This window comes from Halomarina halobia, assembly GCF_029338575.1.
Lineage (GTDB): Archaea > Halobacteriota > Halobacteria > Halobacteriales > Haloarculaceae > Halomarina > Halomarina halobia.
Map to the genome: position 1 here is coordinate 2,580,336 of NZ_CP119992.1, position 20,514 is coordinate 2,600,849.

21 protein-coding genes are annotated in these 20,514 nt (G+C 71.0%); 16 read left to right on the top strand and 5 right to left on the bottom strand.

Features of this window, described 5'->3' with window-relative positions; all coding sequences use genetic code 11:
* Nucleotides 1–52: 52 nt before the first annotated feature.
* From P1K31_RS13670 to P1K31_RS13710, 9 genes are all read left to right on the top strand, one after another.
* On the top strand, nucleotides 53–856 hold the full coding sequence (locus P1K31_RS13670) for a ZIP family metal transporter (protein ID WP_276303882.1): 804 nt from the start codon (nucleotides 53–55) through the stop codon (nucleotides 854–856).
* A gap of 119 nt (nucleotides 857–975) precedes the next feature.
* A complete protein-coding gene (locus P1K31_RS13675; protein WP_276303883.1) occupies nucleotides 976–1,128 on the top strand; it encodes a 50S ribosomal protein L39e in 153 nt (50 codons plus the stop codon).
* Nucleotides 1,125–1,400: a 50S ribosomal protein L31e gene (locus P1K31_RS13680; protein WP_276303884.1), complete on the top strand. Its 276-nt coding sequence runs from the start codon at nucleotides 1,125–1,127 to the stop codon at nucleotides 1,398–1,400. Before P1K31_RS13675 ends, P1K31_RS13680 begins: the two co-directional genes overlap by 4 nt.
* A 2-nt stretch (nucleotides 1,401–1,402) precedes the next feature.
* Nucleotides 1,403–2,068, top strand: a complete 666-nt coding sequence (locus P1K31_RS13685) for a translation initiation factor IF-6 (protein ID WP_276303885.1) — start codon at nucleotides 1,403–1,405, stop codon at nucleotides 2,066–2,068.
* 39 nt (nucleotides 2,069–2,107) lie between these two features.
* Nucleotides 2,108–2,281, top strand: a complete 174-nt coding sequence (rpl18a, locus tag P1K31_RS13690) for a 50S ribosomal protein L18Ae (protein WP_276303886.1) — start codon at nucleotides 2,108–2,110, stop codon at nucleotides 2,279–2,281.
* Nucleotides 2,282–2,283: 2 nt separating this feature from the next.
* The gene (pfdA, locus tag P1K31_RS13695) at nucleotides 2,284–2,736 is read left to right on the top strand and encodes a prefoldin subunit alpha (RefSeq protein WP_379794423.1); all 453 of its coding nucleotides are present in this window, start codon (nucleotides 2,284–2,286) and stop codon (nucleotides 2,734–2,736) included.
* 3 nt (nucleotides 2,737–2,739) lie between these two features.
* Entirely contained in the window at nucleotides 2,740–3,933 is a 1,194-nt protein-coding gene (ftsY, locus tag P1K31_RS13700; protein ID WP_276303888.1) for a signal recognition particle-docking protein FtsY, read from the top strand.
* Between the two features lie 410 nt (nucleotides 3,934–4,343).
* Nucleotides 4,344–6,047, top strand: a complete 1,704-nt coding sequence (locus tag P1K31_RS13705) for a nitrite/sulfite reductase (protein WP_276303889.1) — start codon at nucleotides 4,344–4,346, stop codon at nucleotides 6,045–6,047.
* The gene (locus P1K31_RS13710; RefSeq protein WP_276303890.1) at nucleotides 6,037–7,593 is read left to right on the top strand and encodes a Coenzyme F420 hydrogenase/dehydrogenase, beta subunit C-terminal domain; all 1,557 of its coding nucleotides are present in this window, start codon (nucleotides 6,037–6,039) and stop codon (nucleotides 7,591–7,593) included. The genes P1K31_RS13705 and P1K31_RS13710 overlap by 11 nt, the downstream gene beginning before the upstream one ends.
* 38 nt (nucleotides 7,594–7,631) lie before the next feature.
* Here the strand turns inward: P1K31_RS13710 and P1K31_RS13715 are convergent, their stop codons facing one another.
* Complete coding sequence (locus P1K31_RS13715) at nucleotides 7,632–8,216, bottom strand: class I SAM-dependent methyltransferase (protein WP_276303891.1); 585 nt, start codon at nucleotides 8,214–8,216, stop codon at nucleotides 7,632–7,634.
* Between the two features lie 246 nt (nucleotides 8,217–8,462).
* On the opposite strand from P1K31_RS13715, the gene P1K31_RS13720 reads away from it, so the two are divergent.
* Nucleotides 8,463–10,376 (top strand): bacterio-opsin activator domain-containing protein, encoded by a 1,914-nt coding sequence (locus tag P1K31_RS13720; RefSeq protein WP_276303892.1) that lies wholly within the window; start codon nucleotides 8,463–8,465, stop codon nucleotides 10,374–10,376.
* Nucleotides 10,377–10,442: 66 nt separating this feature from the next.
* Nucleotides 10,443–10,766: a hypothetical protein gene (locus P1K31_RS13725; RefSeq protein ID WP_276303893.1), complete on the top strand. Its 324-nt coding sequence runs from the start codon at nucleotides 10,443–10,445 to the stop codon at nucleotides 10,764–10,766.
* A 37-nt stretch (nucleotides 10,767–10,803) separates the two neighbouring features.
* Here the strand turns inward: P1K31_RS13725 and P1K31_RS13730 are convergent, their stop codons facing one another.
* Together P1K31_RS13730 and P1K31_RS13735 are read right to left on the bottom strand one after the other, a co-directional pair.
* A complete protein-coding gene (locus P1K31_RS13730) occupies nucleotides 10,804–12,405 on the bottom strand; it encodes an LVIVD repeat-containing protein (RefSeq protein ID WP_276303894.1) in 1,602 nt (533 codons plus the stop codon).
* Nucleotides 12,398–14,212: a S8 family serine peptidase gene (locus tag P1K31_RS13735; RefSeq protein ID WP_276303895.1), complete on the bottom strand. Its 1,815-nt coding sequence runs from the start codon at nucleotides 14,210–14,212 to the stop codon at nucleotides 12,398–12,400. The genes P1K31_RS13730 and P1K31_RS13735 overlap by 8 nt, the downstream gene beginning before the upstream one ends.
* 267 nt (nucleotides 14,213–14,479) lie before the next feature.
* On the opposite strand from P1K31_RS13735, the gene P1K31_RS13740 reads away from it, so the two are divergent.
* From P1K31_RS13740 to P1K31_RS13750, 3 genes are all read left to right on the top strand, one after another.
* Nucleotides 14,480–15,868 (top strand): signal recognition particle protein Srp54, encoded by a 1,389-nt coding sequence (locus P1K31_RS13740; protein WP_276303896.1) that lies wholly within the window; start codon nucleotides 14,480–14,482, stop codon nucleotides 15,866–15,868.
* A gap of 97 nt (nucleotides 15,869–15,965) precedes the next feature.
* Entirely contained in the window at nucleotides 15,966–16,544 is a 579-nt protein-coding gene (locus P1K31_RS13745; protein WP_276303897.1) for a magnesium transporter, read from the top strand.
* A 27-nt stretch (nucleotides 16,545–16,571) separates the two neighbouring features.
* Nucleotides 16,572–17,099: a magnesium transporter gene (locus P1K31_RS13750; RefSeq protein ID WP_276305748.1), complete on the top strand. Its 528-nt coding sequence runs from the start codon at nucleotides 16,572–16,574 to the stop codon at nucleotides 17,097–17,099.
* On the opposite strand, the gene P1K31_RS13755 is transcribed toward P1K31_RS13750, so the two are convergent.
* Together P1K31_RS13755 and P1K31_RS13760 are read right to left on the bottom strand one after the other, a co-directional pair.
* Complete coding sequence (locus tag P1K31_RS13755) at nucleotides 17,096–17,926, bottom strand: YihY/virulence factor BrkB family protein (RefSeq protein ID WP_276303898.1); 831 nt, start codon at nucleotides 17,924–17,926, stop codon at nucleotides 17,096–17,098. The genes P1K31_RS13750 and P1K31_RS13755 overlap by 4 nt on opposite strands.
* Before the next feature lie 85 nt (nucleotides 17,927–18,011).
* A complete protein-coding gene (locus P1K31_RS13760) occupies nucleotides 18,012–18,617 on the bottom strand; it encodes a metal-dependent hydrolase (protein ID WP_276303899.1) in 606 nt (201 codons plus the stop codon).
* A 93-nt stretch (nucleotides 18,618–18,710) separates the two neighbouring features.
* Between P1K31_RS13760 and P1K31_RS13765 the strand changes: the two genes are divergently transcribed.
* Nucleotides 18,711–19,358: a DUF2238 domain-containing protein gene (locus P1K31_RS13765; protein ID WP_276303900.1), complete on the top strand. Its 648-nt coding sequence runs from the start codon at nucleotides 18,711–18,713 to the stop codon at nucleotides 19,356–19,358.
* Between the two features lie 52 nt (nucleotides 19,359–19,410).
* The gene (locus tag P1K31_RS13770; protein ID WP_276303901.1) at nucleotides 19,411–20,382 is read left to right on the top strand and encodes a nucleoside recognition protein; all 972 of its coding nucleotides are present in this window, start codon (nucleotides 19,411–19,413) and stop codon (nucleotides 20,380–20,382) included.
* Nucleotides 20,383–20,514 lie beyond the last annotated feature (132 nt).

Consider the following 20,514-nt stretch of genomic DNA (forward strand, 5'->3'; position numbering starts at 1 on the left):
ATAGATATAGAATATATGATAGGTTTAAGCGGCCGGGGGCCGTACGGTCCGCATGGCCTCGCCCGCCGATTTCGCCCTCGTCTTCGTCGCCGGACTCGTCACCGCGCTGGCGACGGGCCTCGGCGCGCTCCCCTTCTTCGTCGTCGAGGAGGTGTCCGACCGGTGGAACGTCGCGCTGTGGGGGCTCGCGTCGGGGATCATGCTCTCGGCGTCGGTGTTCGGGCTCGTCTCGGAGGGACTGGCCGCCGGCGGTCCCCTTCGGCTCGCCATCGGTCTCGGGGCGGGCGTCCTCCTCGTGGTCGTCGCCCACGAGGTCATCGAGGGGCGGAAGGTCGATCCCCACCAGTACGAGGAGGCGAGCTTCCGGAAGCTCGTGCTCATCCTGGGCATCCTCACCGTCCACAGCTTCCCCGAGGGCGTCGCCATCGGCGTCTCGTTCGCCGACCTGAACTTCGCCGGGGCGGACGGCCTCACCCTGCTCGGGTTCTCCGTCCCCCTGCTCGCGGTGTTCATGACGGTCGCCATCTCCATCCACAACGTCCCGGAGGGACTCGCCGTCTCCATCCCCCTGCGGTCGATGGACGTCCCGCCCTGGCGGATGGTCTGGTGGGCGGTCTTCTCCAGCCTCCCACAGCCGATCGGCGCGGTGCTCGCGTTCTACTTCGTCACGCTGGCCGAGGCGTTTCTCCCCGTCGGGTTCGGCTTCGCCGCCGGGGCGATGATCTACCTGGTGCTCTCTGAGTTCATCCCGGAGGCGATCGACCTCGGCGTGACGCTCCCCCGGCGCGGGGTCCCCGAACTCGTCGCGGGGGTGACGGCGGGGGTCCTGCTGATGGTGCCGCTGGCGTTCGTGTGATCCCCCGAGGAGTTCCGACCGAGTCCTCGGGGAAGCGTTCCGACCCCGCGATGCGATCGAATCGGCCGGGCGGCCGAAGGAACAACGATTTTAAGCCCGGGACGGTACTCGAGCGTACTATGGGCAAGAAATCGAAGGCGAAGAAGAAGCGGCTGGGCAAGCTCCAGCGGCAGAACCGGCGCATCCCGGCGTGGGTCATCATGAAGACGGACCGCGACGTGATGATGAACCCGAAGCGGCGAAGCTGGCGGCGGGGTGACACGGACGAATGAGCGCGAGCGACTTCGAGGAGCGGGTCGTGACCGTCCCCCTGCGCGACGTCCACGCGGAGGCCAAGCACAGGCGCGCCGACAAGGCGATGAGTCTCGTCCGCGCGCACCTCGCGAAGCACTTCAAGGTCGAGGAGGGCGACGTGCGCCTCGACCCGTCGATCAACGAGGTCGTCTGGGCTCGCGGGCGCAAGAAGCCCCCGCGGAGGCTCCGCGTCCGCGCCGCCCGCTTCGAGGAGGAGGGCGAGGCGGTCGTCGAAGCCGAGACCGCGTAAGGGTGCTTCGCACGGCCCTCTCCGGTTCCGCGTACATCGGCGTCTTCGCCCGCGCGACGGACGACTGCCTGCTCATCAGGCGGGACGCGGACGACGACGTCGTCGAGGGGTTCGCCGACGAACTCGACGTGACCCCCGTAGCGACGACCATCGGTGGCTCCTCCACCGTCGGCGCGCTCGTCACCGGTAACCGCAACGGCCTGCTCGCCAGCAGTCGCCTCGACGACGACGAGCGCGCGGCCATCGAGGCCGCGGCCGACCTCCCGGTGACGGAGCTCCCGGGACGCATCAACGCCGCCGGGAACGTCGTTCTCGCGAACGATACCGGCGCGTACGTCCACCCCGAGCTCTCCGACGAGGCGGTCGAGGTGGTGGGCGACGGGCTTGGCGTGCCCGTCGAGCGCGGCGACCTCGCGGGGGTGCGGACCGTCGGGACGGCCGCGGTCGCCACCAACGCGGGCGTCCTCTGTCACCCGAAGGCGACCGACGCCGAACTCGACTTCCTCGAGGACCTGCTGGGCGTGCCCGCCGACATCGGGACGATCAACTACGGCGCGCCGCTGGTCGGCTCCGGGCTCGTCGCCAACGACCACGGCTACGTCGTCGGGCGCGAGACCACGGGGCCGGAGCTGGGCCGCATCGAGGACGCGCTCGGCTACATCGACTGAAAGGGAACTTTCTTCCCGCTCGCCGCCGCACGTTCCCCTATGAGCCAGTACACAGTGACCGGTCGGTTCCAGAACCGCGACGGGTTGCGGGAGTTCTCGAAGACGGTCGACGCGCCCAACGGGGACGTCGCCGTCGAGCGTACCTACGCCGAGTTCGGGTCGAAACACGGTCTCAAGCGCACGCAGCTCGAGATCGAGGGTGTCGACCGATGAGCATGGGTGGCGGCGGTCAGATGCAGGAACTGCAACAGCAGCTCCAGCTCATCGACCAGGAGATCGAGGCGCTCCGGGGCGAGATCCAGGGATTCCAGAACGAGAAGGCCGAGGTCGACGAGGCGGTCGAGGCCATCGAGGCGCTCGACGACGGCGACACCGTGCAGGTACCCCTCGGCGGCGACGCGTACGTCCACGCCGAGGTGCAGGACATGGAGCGCATCGTCGTCGGCCTCGGCGGCGGCTACTCGGCCGAGCGCGACGAGGACGGCGCGAAGGAGAGCCTGAAGCGCAGGAAGGAGCTGCTCGACGAGCGCATCGAGGAGGTGCGCGAGGACATCCAGGACCTCGAGGCGGAGGGCGACAAGCTCGAGCAGCGCGCCCAGCAGATGCAGCAGCAACAGCTCCAGCAGATGCAGCAGCAGATGCAACAACAGCAACAGGACGACGAGTAAGCGATGTTCGACGGACTGCGGAAGAAGCTCGATCGCTTCCGGGAGGACGCCGAGGAGGCCGCGGAGGAAGCGGCCGCGGAGGAGGGCGACGCGGAGGCGTCCGCAGCGCCCGACGCCGAACCGGAGGACGTGACGCCCGCCGAGCCGGCGGCTCCGCCCGCTGAGCCCGACGCCGACGCGGAGCCCAGCGCGGGGCGGGACGCCGGGCCGGAAGCCGACGCTGACGAGGCCGCCGAGGACGAGTCGTCCGCCGGCATCGGGCTCTCGCGTTCGGAGCCCCAGGAGGACGAGGAGGAGTTCAGGGCGAGCTTCGGCACGCGGGCGAAGGCGTTCGCCACCGGCGGCGTCGTCATCCGCCCCGAGCACCTCGACGAACCGCTCGACGACCTCGAACTCGCGCTGCTGTCGAGCGACGTCGAGATGGGCGTCGCCCGGGAGATCCTCCGGAACATCCGCGAGGAGGTCGAGGGGACGACCCGCGCGCAGGTGCAGTCCACCGGACAGGTCGTCGAGATGGCGCTGCGCGAGGCGCTGGTGGACGTCATCAGCGTCGGGCAGTTCGACTTCGACCGGCGCGTCGCGGAGGCGGACAAGCCGATGGTCATCATCTTCACGGGCGTCAACGGCGTCGGCAAGACGACCTCTATCGCCAAGCTCTCGCGGTATCTAGAGGAGCGCGGGACCTCGACGGTGCTCGCCAACGGCGACACCTACCGCGCCGGGGCCAACGAGCAGCTGCGCGAGCACGCCGAGGCGCTCGACAAGAAGTTCATCGCCCACGAGCAGGGCGGCGACCCGGCGGCGGTCATCTACGACGCCGTCGAGTACGCCCAGGCCCACGACGTCGACGTGGTGCTCGGGGACACGGCGGGTCGCCTGCACACCTCCAACGACCTGATGGCGCAACTGGAGAAGATCGACCGCGTCGTCGCCCCCGACATGACGCTGTTCGTCGACGAGGCGGTCGCGGGCCAGGACGCGACCCAGCGTGCCCGCCAGTTCGACGAGGCGGCCGCCATCGACGGCGCGATCCTCACGAAGGCCGACGCCGACTCCCAGGGCGGCGCGGCCATCTCCATCGCCCACGTCACCGGGAAGCCGATCCTCTTTCTCGGAACCGGCCAGGGCTACGACGACCTCGAACGGTTCGACCCGGAGCGCATCGTCGACCGCCTGCTCGGGACCGACGGGTCGTAGTCGTCGGGAGCAGCGGTCGACGACGCACTGTCGTCCCCGTCGTCCCCGCCGTCCGCGCCCATCCCTCCACGCACTAACGGGGGATATTTGCCGCTAACAGGTTCGACGGGAACGACGCCGATACGCGTCCCGTCCGGGGGTTCCGACCGCGACGGGCGTCGTCCGAGTCGGTGACGCCGCTCGGCGAGGGCGGTACGCTCGAATCGGACCGCCGTCTGCCGGTTACCGATCCCCGCACCGGGGGATAGCGTGACGTGCGTTCCGGTAACACTTGACGGAACCACACAGCGACGACAGTCCTCGCCGGAATGACGGGGTATAACGCGCTCCCTTGTTCAGTGAGCACATGGAACGCGGTAGACGGGGTACGATTCAACGCGGACGGACGTCGACGAAGGGGGGCGATCGCCATGAATACGGTTGAGCGGTGGAAGCAGGAGAAGCACCCGCTCGACGTGGTCGAGGACGTGCGGGAGTACGCCGCGGAGGGGCTCACCTTCGACGGGATCGAGGAGCGGGCCGGTCCCGGCGAGTGGGAGCGCCTGAAGTGGGCGGGGATGTACACCCACGGGAAGCAGTCGGGGTACTTCATGCTCCGCACGAAGGTGCCGGGGGGCTATCTCGCGCCCGAGCAGGCCGAGGTGATCGGCGAGGTCGCCGCCGAGTACGCGACGGCCCCCGAGGAGTACGGCGGGGCCGAGCAGAACGACCTCTGGGGCGACGCCTTCCTCGACATCACGACGAGGCAGGACGTCCAGATGCACTGGATCAGGCTGGAGGACGTCCCCGAGATCTGGGACCGCTACGACGAGGTCGGGCTGACGACGGTGCAGGGCTGCGGCGACGGGGCGCGCAACGTACTCGGCTGCCCCGCGGCCGGGCTGGACGGCCACGAGGCGTTCGACGCCCAGCCGGTCGTCGAGGCGGTCTCCGACTTCTTCACGGGGAACCGCGAGTACGCGAACCTCCCCCGGAAATTCAAGCTGACGATCACCGGCTGCCGCGAGGACTGCGCGCAGTCCCAGATCAACGACGTGGGGCTGACGCCCGCGGCCAAGGAGATCGACGGGGAGCGGTACTACGGCTTCCACGCCCGGGTCGGCGGTGGGCTCTCGGACGGCCCGCGGATGGCGTCCGACCTCGACGTGTTCGTCCGTCCCGAGGACGCGGTCGAGTTCTGCCGCGCGGTCGCGCAGGTGTTCAAGGAGCTCGGCGACCGCCACAATCGGGGCGTCTGCCGGATGCGCTACCTCGTCGAACAGCTGGGCCCCGAGCGGTTCGAGGCGGCGGTCCGCGGCCGCTGTACGGTCGACCTCCGCGAGCGCGGCACGGACCTCACGGAGGGGTACACCGGCGACCACGTCGGGATCCACGAACAGAAGCGCCCCGGCCTCAGGTACGTCGGGTTCAACGTCGTCGCGGGCCGGATGGGCGGCGAGGAGTTCGCCGAGGCCGCCCGCGCCGCCCGGCGGTACGGCACCGAGGAGACCTCGATCCGGCTCGCGACCGACCAGAACTTCCTCGTCACGCACGTCCCCGAGGGCGAGGTCGAGAGCCTCCTCGCCGAACCCTTCGCGGCGGACTACCGGCCCGACCCCGGTCCCTTCTCGCGGGGCGCGGTCGGCTGCACGGGCAGCGAGTTCTGCAACTACGGCATCATCGAGACCAAGAAGCGGGTGAAGCGCTGGGCGCGTTCGCTCGACGAGCGCGTCGAGACGCCCGACGACCTCGACGTGGTCCGGATGCACCTGAGCGGCTGCTCGGCGTCGTGCGCGCAGCCCCAGATCGCGGACGTCGGCTTCCGCGGCGAGACGGTGAAGGTCGAGGACGAGGGGAGTACGAACGCCGAGGGCGACGCCATCGTCGAGGGGGTGGACTTCGGGCTCGGGGGGAGCCTCGGCCTCGACAACGACTTCGTCGACTGGGTGGAGACGGCGGTGCCCGCCGGGTCGGTGATCCCCGCCCTCGAACAGCTCTTCGAGGCCTACGTCGAGGAGCGGGCCGACGGCGAGCGCTTCTACGAGTGGTGCCGTCGGGTGGAGAACGATCGCCTCCGGGCCGTCATGCGCCGCGCCGACGCGAACGTCGCGGGGGGTGTCGCCCATGACGGATGAGGAACCTCGGGGTGACGAACCCGCGGACGACGAACCGGCGGACGGGAACCCCTCCGGCGCGGGCGGCGGGCGCGGCGGGCCGCTGCCGCGGGTCCCCGAGAGCGGTCGAAACGACGGCTGCGCGGGCGGGCGGTGCACCTGCGGCGCGGCGGGCGGTACCGGCGGAGGCGGCGACCGAGCCCTCGCCGACGGCGGCCCCCAGGCGGCGAACGTCGACGCCGAGGGCCGCCTCGGCGACGTCGCGTTCACGCCCCCGGCCGTGGGGGTAAGCCGGGACCTCGAGGACGGCTCCGACCCGACCGAGCGCGTCGGTCTCCCGAAGGGCGTCGACCTCGACACGCCGGGGTACTCGATCCGCCGTGAGATGAACGACATCGAGACGCCCGACGAGAAGACGTGGTTCATGGAGCTCGACCACGCCGTGATCGACGCCGGGCGGTGCATCCAGTGCGGGACGTGCGTCGCCGCGTGCCCCTCCGACTCGATCGGCATCGGGGACGACGACCTCCCCGAACTCGTGAAGATGTGCACCGGCTGCTCGCTGTGCTGGGACTTCTGCCCGCGCGGCGGCCTGCGGTACGAGCGCCAGTGGGTCATCACCGGCGGCGAGGACAACGTGACCGGCGCGGGCGACCCGATCACGGAGTTCTCCGCCCGGGTCACGGAGTCGTGGCGGCGCGGCGCGCAGGACGGCGGCGTCGTCACGAGCCTCCTGAGCCACCTGCTCGAGGCCGGCGAGATCGACGGCGCGCTCGTCGCCGCCGAGAGCGAGGACGAACCGTGGAAGGGCGAGGCGTTCCTCGCCACCACGCCCGAGGAGCTGATCGCCAACGCGGGGAGCTTCTACAACCAGACGATGGCGCTCGGCAACCTGTCGCTCGACCGGTGGGCGCACAAGCTCCCCGACGAGCCCCCCGAGGAGCTGTCGCTCGCGCTCGTCGGCACGCCCTGCGAGATCGAGGGCATCCGTGCCCTCCGGGACTTCGACTGGGAGTACGGAGCCCAGGAGGGGATGGTCCGCGCCGTCGAGTACACGATCGCGCTGATGTGCACGAAGAACTTCAACTACTACCGGCTCATCGGGGACCTGCTCGCGGATCGCCGCGGCATCGCGCCCGAGGAGATCGGCAAGCTCGACGTGCTCCACGGGAAGATGATGGCCTACGACCGCGACGGCGACCTCCTTCTGGAGGAGGACGTGGAGAACTTCCACGACGCCGCCCTCAAGGGGTGCAACGAGTGCGCCGACTTCACGGGCTACTGCGCCGACGTCACCGTCGGCTCCGTGGGGTCGAGCGACGAGTACTCGAGCGTCATCGTCCGCACCGAGCGCGGCCTGCGGGCGTGGAACCTGACGAAGGACGACCTCGACTACCACGACCTCGAGGACCGGAGCGCGATCGGCAAGCTACAGAGCTGGGACAAGAAGCGGGCGTTCGAGGCGCTCGAGCGACCCTTCGACCCCGACGCGCCGCGGTTCATCGAGTACACCGACCACGCCGAGCGGTACGGGACGGAACCGAACCCGCACGAGGCCGACCACTGAGGGACTGCTCCCGTCCCGTCCTGTCCCGTCCCGTCCCATCACGCTCGCTCGAAGACGACGCCGTAGTGGTACGGCTCCAGTTCGACCGTCTCGACGGTCTCGAAGCCCGCTGGTTCGACGGCGGCGACGGTTTCGTCGGGCGACATCCTGAGCGCCTCGGGCGGGCCGCGGGGTTCGCCGAGGACGGTCGTCTCGGTCGCCGGTCGGTCGTGCCAGTTCACGACGACGAACCGACCCCGGTCGCGGAGCGCCGCCCGGATCCGGCGGGCGAGTTCGGTCGGCTCCGGGACGCCGTGGAGCGTGTTCGCGAGGAGGACCGTCCCGACGCGCTCCGCGAGGAGGTCGTCGACGGCCCTCGCGTCGCCGCGGATCGTCTCGACGCGCCGGTCGGCCGCCGCCGCCCGTCGGTCGAGGTCGTCGAGCAACTCCGGGTCGAGGTCGAGCGCGTACACCGGCCCGTCGACGAGCGCCGCCGCCGGGATCGTGAAGAACCCGTCGCCGCAACAGCAGTCGAGCAGCGAGCCGTCGGTGACGCCGAGCGCGCGGAGCGTCCCCCTCGGGTCGGGCCAGAGCGCCCGCCACCAGTCGTCGTCCGGCTTGGCGGTGTTGCGGAACTCGTCCATGGAGGGCGTTCCGGCCGGCCCGGTATCGGTGTTTCGCCCGATCCGGGCGGGGGACGCGGCGTTCGAGGCGGCCGCCCACGCGGATCCCTCTCGGCGGTGGCGAACGAGGTCGCGGCCGCCGCCGGGGCGATCGTCGCGAGCCGCGGTGGTGACGACAGATGGCACGCGGAAGCCCACGACGTTAGTCGTGCGGAGGATGTCAAGCGCAGACGGAACGTTCAAGCGTCTGGTAGCGTAGCTACGTCGATGGCAGCCACCATTCATGCACTGGTCGCCGGACCGGTGGATGAACGGCTCCGACGCTCGCTCCGCCACGACCACGGTATCGTGACAGTCGAGACGACTGACGCGGCCGACGCGCCCGACTGCCTGCTCGACGCGACGCCGCTCGCGCAGGGAGGGCTGGCGAGCGACGGGTCGGTCCGCCCCCACGTGGCGCTCTACGAGGCGGCGGGCGCGCCGGCCGAGGTCCTCTCGTCGGGCGCGGATCGGTGCGTCCACCTCTCGGGGGACGCGGAGGCGGACGCGGCGGCGGTCGCCGCCGTCGTCCGGTCGGCGCTCGGGCGCGAGCGCGGTACGCGGCGCGACGCCCTCCTCCGCGAGGCGATCGACGAACTCGCGGACGTCTTCTTCCTCTTCGACACCGAGTTGCGCTTCATCGCCTGGAACCGGCGGGTGAGCGAGGTGACGAAGTACGACGACGACGAGATCGCCGCGATGCGGCCGGCGGACTTAGTCGCGGTTGAGGACGTCGTCGCCGTCTCGGCCGCCATCCAGCGCGCGATCCGGGAGGGTCGCGCCAGGACGGAAGCGGACGTCGTGACGCGGGACGGCGAGCGCATCCCCTACGAGTTCACCGGGACGGCGCTCACGGACGAGGAGGGCGACGTGATCGGCATCTGTGGCATCGGTCGGGACGTCTCGGACCGTCGCCGTCGGGAGCGGACGCGCGAACGACAGGCGGAACGCCTGCGGACGCTCAACCGCGTCAACGAGGTCATCAGGAACGTCAACAAGGACCTCCTGCGCGCCTCGACGCGCGAGGAGATCGTCCAGTCGGTCTGCTCGCGACTGGCGGCCGAGGACTCCTACCGGTTCGCGTGGCTGGGCGAGTACGACGCGGCTCGCGACCGGGTCGACCCGGTCGCGCACGCCGGCGAGGGGGCGTCCTACCTCGACGCGCGACGCGCCCTCTCGTTCGATTCGGACGACCTCACGGCCGCGACGGCCGCCCGGAACGGGCGGGTCGAGGTCGTCCAGTACGTCGCGGACACGCCCGGGGCCGAACGCTGGCGGGAGGCCGCGCTCGACTGCGGGTTCGAGTCCGCCGCCGCGATCCCGCTTCGCTACCGGGACGTCACCTACGGCGTCCTCTGCGTCTACGCCTCGCGCCCCGACGCGTTCGACGCGACCGAACGCGACGTGCTCGGCGAACTCGGCCAGACGATCGCCTACGCCATCAGCGCCGTCGAACGCCGTCGCGCGCTCATCGCCGACACGGTCGTCGAGGTGGAGTTTCGCGTCGACGACGAGTCGCTGTTTCCGGTGGCCGCGTCGGCCGACGGGCCGCGCCTCGAACTCGTCGGCGCGGTGCCGAACGAGGACGGCACGCACGTCCAGTTCCTCCGGGTCGAGGGGACGCCCCCGGAGGAGGTCGTCGACCTCGCGATCGAGCGCGGCGTCGAGGCGACGGTCTCCCACGCCGACGCGGACGGGGGGGTCGTCCGGGTGGTCGTCGAGGCCACCGTCGCAGACGTCCTCGCCGACTTCGGCGGCGTGGTCCACGAGTCCCGCGCGCGGGACGGCGTCGGCCGGGTGGTGGCGCTGCTCCCGACGGGGACGAACGTCAGGCAGGTCGTGACGGCGGTGCAGGGACGCTTTCCGGGGACGACGCTCGTCGCGCGACGCGAACGCACCCGCGACCGGAAGCCCGCCAACTCGCTCACCGACGAACTGACCGAACGGCAGCGTCACGTCCTGCGGACGGCGTACCTCTCCGGCTTCTTCGACACGCCACGGGCCAACACCGGCGCGGAGATCGCCGAGTCGCTCGACATCTCGACCGCGACGTTCCACGAGCACATCCGGATCGCCGAGCGAAAGCTGGTCGAGGCGGCGCTCGACGGCGCGGTGGATCGCAGCGATGTTCGATCCGCGTGACACGCAGCTCGGTTGAGGCGTGTACGTTTCGTAACTGCGCTCTCCAATCAACGGGTGAGGCGATCAGTGGGGGATCGCGCGCGACGGCCGGGGGAATCGACGCGGCTCCCCCGGCGAACGTTCCTCCGAGCGGTGGGGCTGCTGGCGGAGCTGGAGGCGGTCGGCGTCGGGGCGAGCGGGGAGGTGATCGACAGCGACGCGAGCACGCAGGACGACGGCCTTCGTCGAGGCCCCGACGGGACTCGTCGAGAGCGACGCATACGACTTCGGGCGATCGAGGCGTCGATCGAGCCGGATCGCGGTCCCCGACACGACGGAGACGAACGCGGTCGTCGGTGCGGTCGCGAGCGTCTGACGCTGACGCTGCCGGACGGCGGCGCGGGACCGTGAACCGTCCCCGTCGTCCGCTCTCCGCTCCCGAGCGCGCTCAGTCGAACAGCCCCGCCGGCGCGCCCCGCGCGCCCCTCCCGAGGCGGTAGAGCAGGCCGCCGAGGCCGGCGACGCCCGCGGCGACGGCTCCGACGCCCGCGCCCTTCAGGTCGCCGCCGCTGTCGGGCGCGAACCGCAGGGCGTAGACGCCGGTGTTGACGTCGGCGGCGTAGGTGACGCCCTCGTGCTCGACGGCGCACCAGGTGAACGGCGCGGCGCTGTTCAGCCCCTCCATCTTCGACGCCTCGGGCACGTCTCGGGCGGCCCGGAAGTACCCCCGCTCGGTCAGCGCCCACGGGTCGCGCTCGATCTCGAGGAAGCGCGTCCCGCCGTGGTAGTGGCCCAGGTGGACGTAGCCGTCGTCGGTCACCTGGAAGTTGTGCGGACTGAGCGTGAAGTTCTCGAAGGTGACGTTCGAGCGCCACTCCCACTCGGCCAGCCGCTCGACGTTGTCCTCGCCGTCGAACCCGTCGTCGAGCCCGTCGGCGTCGAGGAGGTAGAGCTTTCCGCTCGACCCGTCCGCGACGCTCGATATCTCCTGGCCGGCGACGACGACGCGCGTCCCGTCCACGAACGCCGGCGCGGGCTCGGCGTAGTGGGCGGCGTCCATCGAGTAGTGACCGAGCACCGAGATGTCGGTCGGATCGGAGAGGTCGAGCGCGTACAGCCCCGCGTCCCAGTAGGAGAGGTAGCCCACCGGCGCGCCGAGTCGGGGGTCGTCCTGCACCGTCACGTCGTGGACGTAGGTGAGACCGCCGTCGCCGACCGACAGCAGGTTCCCGTCGACGGTCCACCGGTTGACCGGCAGGACCGCCCCCGTCGGACGGTCGAACTCGAAGACGTACAGCCCCGCGGTGCCGTCGTTGAGGTCCTTCACCGCGAACAGGTACTCTCTCCCACGGATGCGGTGGTAGGTGGCGTTGTGCGGTCCGGTGTCCCAGGCGTCGTAGGTGCCGACGATGCGGGGGTGAGCGGGGTCGCTCACGTCCACGGCCTGCAGCGCGCTGGCGCTGACGCTCGCGGACTCGCCGTCGGTCCCGGGGGTGGGGTCGGTCTCCCCGAACAGCGCCGTGTAGGGCTGCTTCGAGAGGAAGGCGTACCGCCCGTCGTCGCTCACCTTCACGTCCATCACCGCCGACGCGGGGTTGTCGTTGCGCAGGAACGAGACCACCGAGAGCTCGGCCTCCCGGAGCTCCCTCGGCGTCCCGGCGGCGTTGAACTCGCTCACGTCGAGGATCGCCATCCCGCGGTCGTTCGTCGGGTCGTCCGAGGAGAAGATGCCCACGTAGGCGTAGTCGCCGCGGACGCGGAGCTCCGTGATGGCCCCGTAGTGGGGGCTGTCGGGCGAGCCGCTCTCGCTCGCGGGGCCGACCCCGCCGAGGCTGTGGTAGCCGACGAGTTCGACGTTGCTCGACGCGCCGTGGAGCGTCGCGTCGGCGTGGTCGTGATCGCCGTCCGCCTCGGCGTCGCTCGTCGCGTCGCTCCACTCGTGAGCGCTCGCGGGGCTGGTCGCGGCAGCGAGCGCGGCCGTCCCCGCGCCGACCGCCCGCAGGAACCGACGCCGACCGACGCGCGGCCGGGGGGTCGAGCGATCACTCATCGACCAGCTTCACCTCCCCGAAGGAGGCCCACTTCCCGTCCGCGGCGCGCTCGACGGCGGCGTAGGCGTCGACGAAGCCCGCGCCGATGGACCAGGGCGCGTAGCTCTCGTGGACGTCCTCGGCCGTCGCCTCGATCGTGTTCAGCACGTCGATCGGCTCGAACGCGACGCCGTTCTGCCGGGCGGCGTCCACGAGCAGCGTCGCACAGCCCGCCGCGACCGGGCAGGCCATGCTCGTCCCGCTGATGCGGCCGTAGTACGGTTCGGCGTCGGGCTCGCCGCCGGTCGCGCCGTACGCCTGCAGCGGGTCGGTGGGCGCGAGCGTGCTCATCACCATCTCCCCGGGCGTGCCGACGCCGGGGCGGTAGATCCCGGTCGGCGTCACGTTCCGCTTCACGCCCTCGTAGGCGGTGAACTCGATCCCGTAGTCGGCCGCGACGGTCGCGTAGGGCCGGACCTCGAAGTAGTAGGCGGTGCCGCCCTCGATCGCGCCCGAGAGCGTCTCCGGTTCCTCGAGCGTCGCGCCGCTGGCGACGACGGGGCCGTCCCTCGATCCCTCGCGCAGGTAGAAGTCGACGTCCTCCGCGCTCGGCGTCCACGAGAGCGTCGCCTCGACGTAGCCGGCCCGCTTCGGCGCGTCCCAGCGGTGGTACTCGCTCGCGGTCGCCGTCACGGTCCCCGAGTGGGAGCCCGAATCGACCTCCGTCCCGGTCTTGTCGGCGGCGTAGTACGCCTCCAGGTTGCGCAGCGCCGTCTTCCGGTCGTAGTTCGTCGGGCCGTCGTAGCTCGGTCTCCGCCCCCGCGAGGAGAAGTCGGTGACGCGCTTCTCGTCGTCGGTGGCCGCGACGCCGAGCACGTGCGGCGCGGTCGCGTACTGGTTGAGCGTGTTGGTGTCCGGGCCGGAGTTGCTCGCCGCGAACACCGAGAGGATGCCCTCCCTGTACGCCTCCCAGGTGGCGACGTTGATCGCGTCGTCCGGATCGAAGTCGGTGCCGTCGCCGCCGCCCCACGAGTTCGAGACGACCTGCACGTCCGCCTCGCCCTCGCGGACGCGTGCGAGCAGGTGATCGTACGCGGCGACGGGCTTGACGATGAACAGCGTGAGGCCGGCGGAGTAGACGGTGAGCGCGGCGTCCGGGGCCATCCCCCGGTACCGGCCGTCGGACTCCGCGCCGGACCCGGTGATGGACCCGGAGCAGTGGGTGCCGTGGCCGTTGTCGTCGGTGTCGACGCTCCCGGCCTCGACCCACGTCGTGTCCTCGCTGCTCGAGAGGGGATTCACGTACCGCCAGTTCGCCGCGAGGTCGTCGCGCAGGTCGGGGTGGTCGCCGTCGACGCCCGAGTCGATCACCACGCTGTGAGCGCGCTCGCCGGTGTAGCCGAGGTCCGACTGGACGCTCCCGGCGCGGGTCGTCGCCCGCGCGTCGTCGTTGTAGTACTCCAGTTCGCGATTGGCCTGGACGTAGCGGACCTCCGGCCACGCGCCGACGGTCTCGATCTGTGGCCCCGTCAGGAGCGTGTAGCCGATCGGGAGCACCTCGAACCTGTGATACCCCTCCTCCAGATCGAGGTGCCGGAGGCGGTCCACGTCGGCGTTCGCGTCGAAGACGACGAGCACCTCCTGGAGGGCGTCGGTCGCCGTGTCGAGCGATTCGTCGATGCGCGGCGCGGCGGCCGCCCCGACGCCGACCAGCGGCGTCAGCGAGACGGCTCCGGCAGCCCCGGCGGCCTTCAGCAGCGTTCGCCTGGAGACTCCCGACCGCCCGCCGTCATCCGATTCAGCCTCATTATCGATCGTGCGAGACATATATCCCTTCGCGTCCCTCACCGAAAAAATACACTAGCCTGAACTGTGTGGTGTGCCACGCTTCGACCTTCGACCTTCGACCGCTGCCCGCCGACCGCCGACGGCGGCGGGGCGGCCGTCGGGTCGCTACCGTCGTCGTACCCGTTCACACGAGCGGCCGTCCGACGGGCAGTCACGCCGGAGCGTCCGGCCCGGTCACTCGCATCTGAACGGTACCGTCGTCCCCGGAGCGAAGCCTTTACCGATTGCATCGCCTACCCGGAGGTAATGGTACTCGACAATCTCGGCAGTTCTCTCCGCGGGACCCTCGACACGTTGCAGGGGAAGTCCCGCCTGAGCAAGGAGGACGTGGACGAGGTCGTCAGGGAGATCCAGCGGTCGCTGCTGCAGGCCGACGTCGACGTCGACATCGTGATGGAGCTATCGGACTCCATCCGCACCCGCGCCCTGGAGGAGGACCCGCCGGCGGGGACCTCCGCTCGCGATCACGTCCTCCGCATCGTCTACGAGGAACTGGTCGCGCTCATCGGCGACAGCACCGACCTCCCGCTCGAACCGCAGACGATCCTCCTCGCGGGGCTACAGGGATCGGGGAAGACGACCACCGCAGCGAAGATGGCGTGGTGGTTCTCGAAGAAGGGGCTCCGGCCCGCGGTCGTCCAGACGGACACCTTCCGCCCGGGGGCCTACGAGCAGTCGAAGCAGATGTGCGAGCGCGCCGAGGTGCAGTTCTACGGCGACCCCGACGCCGAGGACCCCGTCGAGATTGCCCGCCGGGGGCTGGAGGCGACCGAGGACGCCGACGTCCACATCGTCGACACCTCCGGGCGCTCCGGGCTGAACGAGGAACTCATCGAGGAGCTGAAGGAGATCGAGGGGTTCGTCGATCCGGACCGCAACCTGCTCGTCCTCGACGCGGCCATCGGACAGGGCGCGAAGGACCAGGCGCAGGCGTTCGGCGACGCGGTGGGCGTCGACGGCGTCGTCATCACGAAGCTCGACGGGACGGCGAAGGGTGGCGGCGCGCTCGCCGCCGTCAACGAGACGGACTCGACCATCGCCTTCCTCGGGACCGGCGAGACGGTCCAGGACATAGAGCGCTTCGAGCCCAACGGGTTCATCTCCCGGCTGCTCGGCATGGGCGACCTCAAGCAGCTCGCCGAGCGCGTCGAGCGCGCCATGCAGGAGACGGGCGACGAGGACGACTGGAACCCCGAGGACATGATGAAGGGCCAGTTCACCCTGCTCGACATGCGCCGGCAGATGCAGGCGATGAACAACATGGGACCGCTCGATCAGGTCCTCGACATGATCCCCGGCATCGGGGGCGGCCTGATGGACCAGCTGCCCGACGACGCGATGGACGTCACGCAGGGGCGGATGCGGGACTTCGAGGTCATCATGGACTCGATGACCGACGAGGAGCTCCGCAACCCGCGGGTCGTCGGGGCCGAGCGCACGCGCCGCATCGCCCGCGGGTCCGGCCAGCCCGAGGAGCGCGTCCGCGAACTGCTCGAACAGCACCGCATGATGGAGCGGATGATCAAGCAGTTCCAGGGGATGGGCGACGGCGACATGCAGCGGATGATGAAGAAGATGCAACAGCGCGGCGGCGGTGGCGGCGGCATGGGCGGGTTCGGCCCGTTCGGGGACTGAGTCCGCCCCGCCGACCGGGGTCGTAGCCTCCACCCTCCGCTCTCCGTCCTCGGTTTCCCACCCGATTTTTACCCGCGGGCCGCATCGTCACGAACGAATGACCGTCGGCGAGGTGACGCGTCGGGCCTACCGCGAGGCGCTGCCGGTGTTGCTGTTGAGCGCCGCCGGCGGCCTCTTCGCCGGGCTCGTCCTCGGGGGGATGGAGGCGGAACTGCGGATCATCCCCGGCCTGCTGTTGCTCGTTCCGGCGCTGCTCGCCACCCGGGGGAACGTCTACGGGTCGCTCGGCGCGCGCCTCGCCTCCGGGCTCCACCAGGGGCTGATCGACCCCGAACTCGCGACGGGCGACGGGCGGCTCCGCGCGGCGATCGTCGCCGCCATCGCCAACGGCGTCATCATCAGCGTCGTCGCGGCGCTGCTGGGCTACCTCCTGCTCGCGGTTCTCGGCCGGGAGAGCGCCCCCCTGTGGGAACTGGTGGGGGTCGCGCTCATCGCGGGCGTCCTCTCGGGGCTCGCACTCACGGTCGTGGTCGTCGTCGTCGTCATCCTCGGGTACCGCCGGGGACTGAACCCCGACACGCTCGCCGGCCCGGTCGTCACTACGACGGGCGACGTGGTCGGCATCGCGACCATGCTCTTCGCCGCGCGGATCGTCATCGCGCTGGGAGGTGGCTGAGTGCAGCAGTGGACCGTCCGCGGGATCATGCGCACCATGCTCCCCGTGCTGGTCGTGCTCACGGCGATCGAACTCGGGAGCGGGCTCGTCCTCGACACCTTCGAGGGCACGCTGCTGCGCTATCCGACGCTGCTCGTGCTGGTCCCCGTGACCATCGGCACGGCGGGTAACCTCGGGAGCGTCCTCGCCGCGCGCCTCTCGACGGCGTTCCACCTCGGGCTGTTGCGGTTCGACCCCCGGGACGACCGCCTCCTCGGGAACGCCGCCGCGACGATCGCGCTCGCGCTCACCGTCTTTCCGGTCGTCGGCGCGGGGGCGTGGGTCCTCCAGTGGCTGCTCGCGGCCCCGACGCTCCCGTTCGCGACGGTCGTCCTCGTCGCGCTGGCGAGCGGTGCGATCCTCGCGGTGCTCGCGATCGTCGTCACCGTCGTCGCGACGTACCTCGCCTACCGGCTCGAACTCGATCCGGACGACGTCGTCATCCCGGTCGTCACGAACGTCTGCGACGTGCTCGGCGTGGTCGTGCTGTTCGCCGTCGTGCGGGTGCTGGTCTAGTCGAGCGCCCACTCGTCGTCGGGCTCGACCCGGCCGGCGAGCACCGCGTTCAGGACCGCGCCGACGAGGATGACGAGGCCGCCGAGGTAGAGCCACGTCAGCAGGAGCAGCAGACCGCCCGCGACGCCGTAGAAGTGGACGCTCTGGGAGTACGTCGCGTACAGGCGGAAGAACACCCCCGAGAGCGTCCAGAGTCCGGCCGCGAACACCGCGCCGGGGAGCACCTCACGCACGGTCACGTCGGCGGCCGGGAAGAGGTAGTACATCGGGAGGAACGCCGCGACGAGCGCCGCGAACAGGACGAGCGGGCTCACGACCGCCCAGAGCGGTCCGTCGACGGCGAACGTGAGCGCGACGCCGACGACGCCGACGAGCACGAGCGCGAGCGGGATGGTCACCGCCGCCAGCGCGACGTCGACCGCCCGTTCGGTCCACCCGAGCTCCCCTCGCGTGCCGTAGATGGAGACGAACGCGCCGTTCGTCGCCTGAAAGGTTCGAACGGCGCTCCAGACGAGGATGAGGAACGCGAGGGCCGCCGCTCGGAGGCGGCCGGTTTGGGTCCGCGTGATCGACCGGCCGGCCGACTCGAACTGCGTCGAGGAGACGCCGGTGACCGATTCCGCCGCCCGGGCCGCGAGGTCGGTCCCGCCGAACAGCGAGAGGCCGATGACGACGAACAGCGCGAGCGGGACCAGCGTGTTGAACGCGTGGTAGCCGAGGCTCGCCGCGACGGTCGTCACCTGCTTCTCTCTCGCGAGGCCGAGGATCCGTACCCCCTCCTCGCGGATCCGTTCCGACGCTACCGTCGCCCGAAGTCGCTCCGCCAAGGCCACGTCCGGCGGTTCGTCGTCATCGCATAAATATTCCGGCGGGTACGACCGGCGGGCGTCGCGTCCCCGCCGCGGCGATCCGCTACCGCACCTTCGCGAACCGTTCGGGGAGGTGCGCCGCGAGCGAGGGCGGCACGAGCGCCGCCAGCGCCGTCCAGTAGTCGGCGAGGCGCTTGCGGAGCAGCGTGTAGCAGAGCGCCACCGCGAGGAGCGCGCTGACGGCGAGCGGGACGGGGGAGTCGTAGAGCGCGACGAGCGGCGCGGCCACGACCGCCGAGAGGGCGAGGTCCTCCGGCGCGCCGTCGTAGCGCACCCACCGTCGGGGGCGGAGCCAGCGGGCGTGGAAGTGGCTGTATACCGCGCGCTGGGAGGTGCGCTCCCACGGCTTCAGTTCGAGTCCGCCGCCGAGCGCGTCCATCGCGGCGTGTGCCCCCGCGGCGAGCACGAAGACGGCGAGCGCGACCGTGAACGGCGTCGGGGTCGCGGCGCTCGCCGCGAGCGCGGCGATCCCGCCGAGCGTCGCGTAGACGGGGTAGTGGAGCGTGCGTCGGTGCCCCACGTAGAGGTCGAGATCCGGGACCGCGCCGCCGAGCGCCCCGGCGACGAGGGCCACCGGGGCGAGGTCGGGGGCGAACGCGAGCACGACGCCCGACAGCGCCATGCCCACGAGAACGTGCGTCACGGCCATCATCGCTCCGCCCGTAGAACGGTGTCGGATAAACGTATGTCGTGTCGTCTCTGTGGGGACACCGTTTAGCCGAGCCGCCCCCTATCCGACGCGATGAGCGTAGTGCGTGAGTACGTCGGCGTCTCGGAGCGGACGGTCACCCGTGCGTTCCAGGTCGCCATCGTGAGCGTGCTGCTCGCGGGCGTCGCCACGCGCCATGTCGGCGTCGTCGTCAACGCCGCGGTCGCGCTCGCCATCACCTTCCTCCCGGCGGTCCTCGAACGGGACTTCAGCCTCCCGCTCGACCCCGGCGTGACGCTGTGGATCACGGTCGCGCTGTCGCTCCACGCCGTCGGCATGCTCGGCATCTACACCCGGGTCTGGTGGTGGGACCACCTCACCCACACGCTCTCGGCGACCGTCGTCGCCGCGGTCGGGTACGCCACCGCGCGGGTGCTCGACGAGTACTCGGACGCGGTGCACTTCACTCGGCCGTTCCTGTTCGTCTACATCCTGCTGTTCACCGTCGCGCTGGGCGTCTTCTGGGAGGTGCTCGAGTTCCTCGCGCGCGAGGTGGGCACGCTCACCGGGCACGATCCCGTGCTCTACCAGTACGGCGTCGAGGACACCGTCGTCGACCTCGTCTTCGACACCGTGGGGGCGATCGTCGTCGCGCTGTTCGGCTCGCGTCCGGTCTCCTCGCTAGTCGAGACGTTCTCCCACAGGATCGAGCATCTGCGCGACGAGTCGGAGTCGGACTGACGGGGAGGCGCGGACCGACGTACACTTGCCCCCTGCGGGCGAGAGCGGAGCCGTGCAGGGACTCCTCGATCTCGTGCTCGGGACGGTGCTGCCGCGCGTGGCCACCATCGCCCTCCTCATCGCCGCAGGGGTGGCGCTCGCGAACCTGCTCGTCGGCCTCGGGGCGGTCCGCGCCATCGCGGGACTGTCGACGCCGCTCACCCGACCGGCGAACCTCCCCGAGGAGGTCGGCACCGCCATCCTCACCACGACGGCCTCGACGACGGCCGGCTACGGCATGCTCGCGGAGTTCCGCGAGTCGGGGGCGCTCGACGACCGCGCGACGCTCGTCGCGGTCACCATCAACACGTTCTTCGGCTTCGCCCAGCACGTCTTCACCTTCTACGCGCCGGTGCTGATCCCGATCCTCGGCCCGGAGGTGGGCCTGCTCTACGTCGGCGCGCGGGCGGCCGTCGCGCTCGCCATCACCTGCACGGGCGTGCTGGCCGGGGCGCTCCTGCTCGACGAGCGCGACGCGGCGGCGGCGGTGCCGTCCGCGGTCGAGGCGGACGGCGGGGCCGACGACCGCCCCCGGGTCGACCTCCTCCGGGACGCCCTCGCGAGCGCCCTCGCGAAGACCCGGGACATCCTCCCGCGGCTCGCGGTCATCTACACCGCGGTCGCCCTCCTGACCGCGCGCTACGACCTCGCCGCCGTCGCGGGGGCGGCCGACCCGCTCGCGGACCTCGTCGGCCTCCCCGCCGCCGCGGTGCCCGTGATCGCCGTGTTCACCCTCGACACCACCAACGGGGCGATCGTCCTCGCGCCGCTCGTCGAGGACGGCCTGTTCACTCCCAGGACGGCGGCGGCGACGATGCTCGTCGGCGGCATCGTCTCGTTCACCGTCTCGACGTTCAAGCGCTCGATCCCGTTTCAGTACGGCATCTGGGGGGCCGAGTTCGGCTCGAAGGTCGTGCTCGTGAACACCGCCCTGAAGGTCTTCTGGATCGCCGTCGCGGTGGCGCTGCTGCTCGCCTGGCCGTGAGGCCGGATCGCGGGCCGTGTCAACACGCTCGACCCGCGGCAACGGCTGCTATGACATGAACGTTTATGATGAATACGCCCCTCGGGTCGCGTACAGTCATGCACCCGGTACGCGCTCGGTGACGGTTCGACC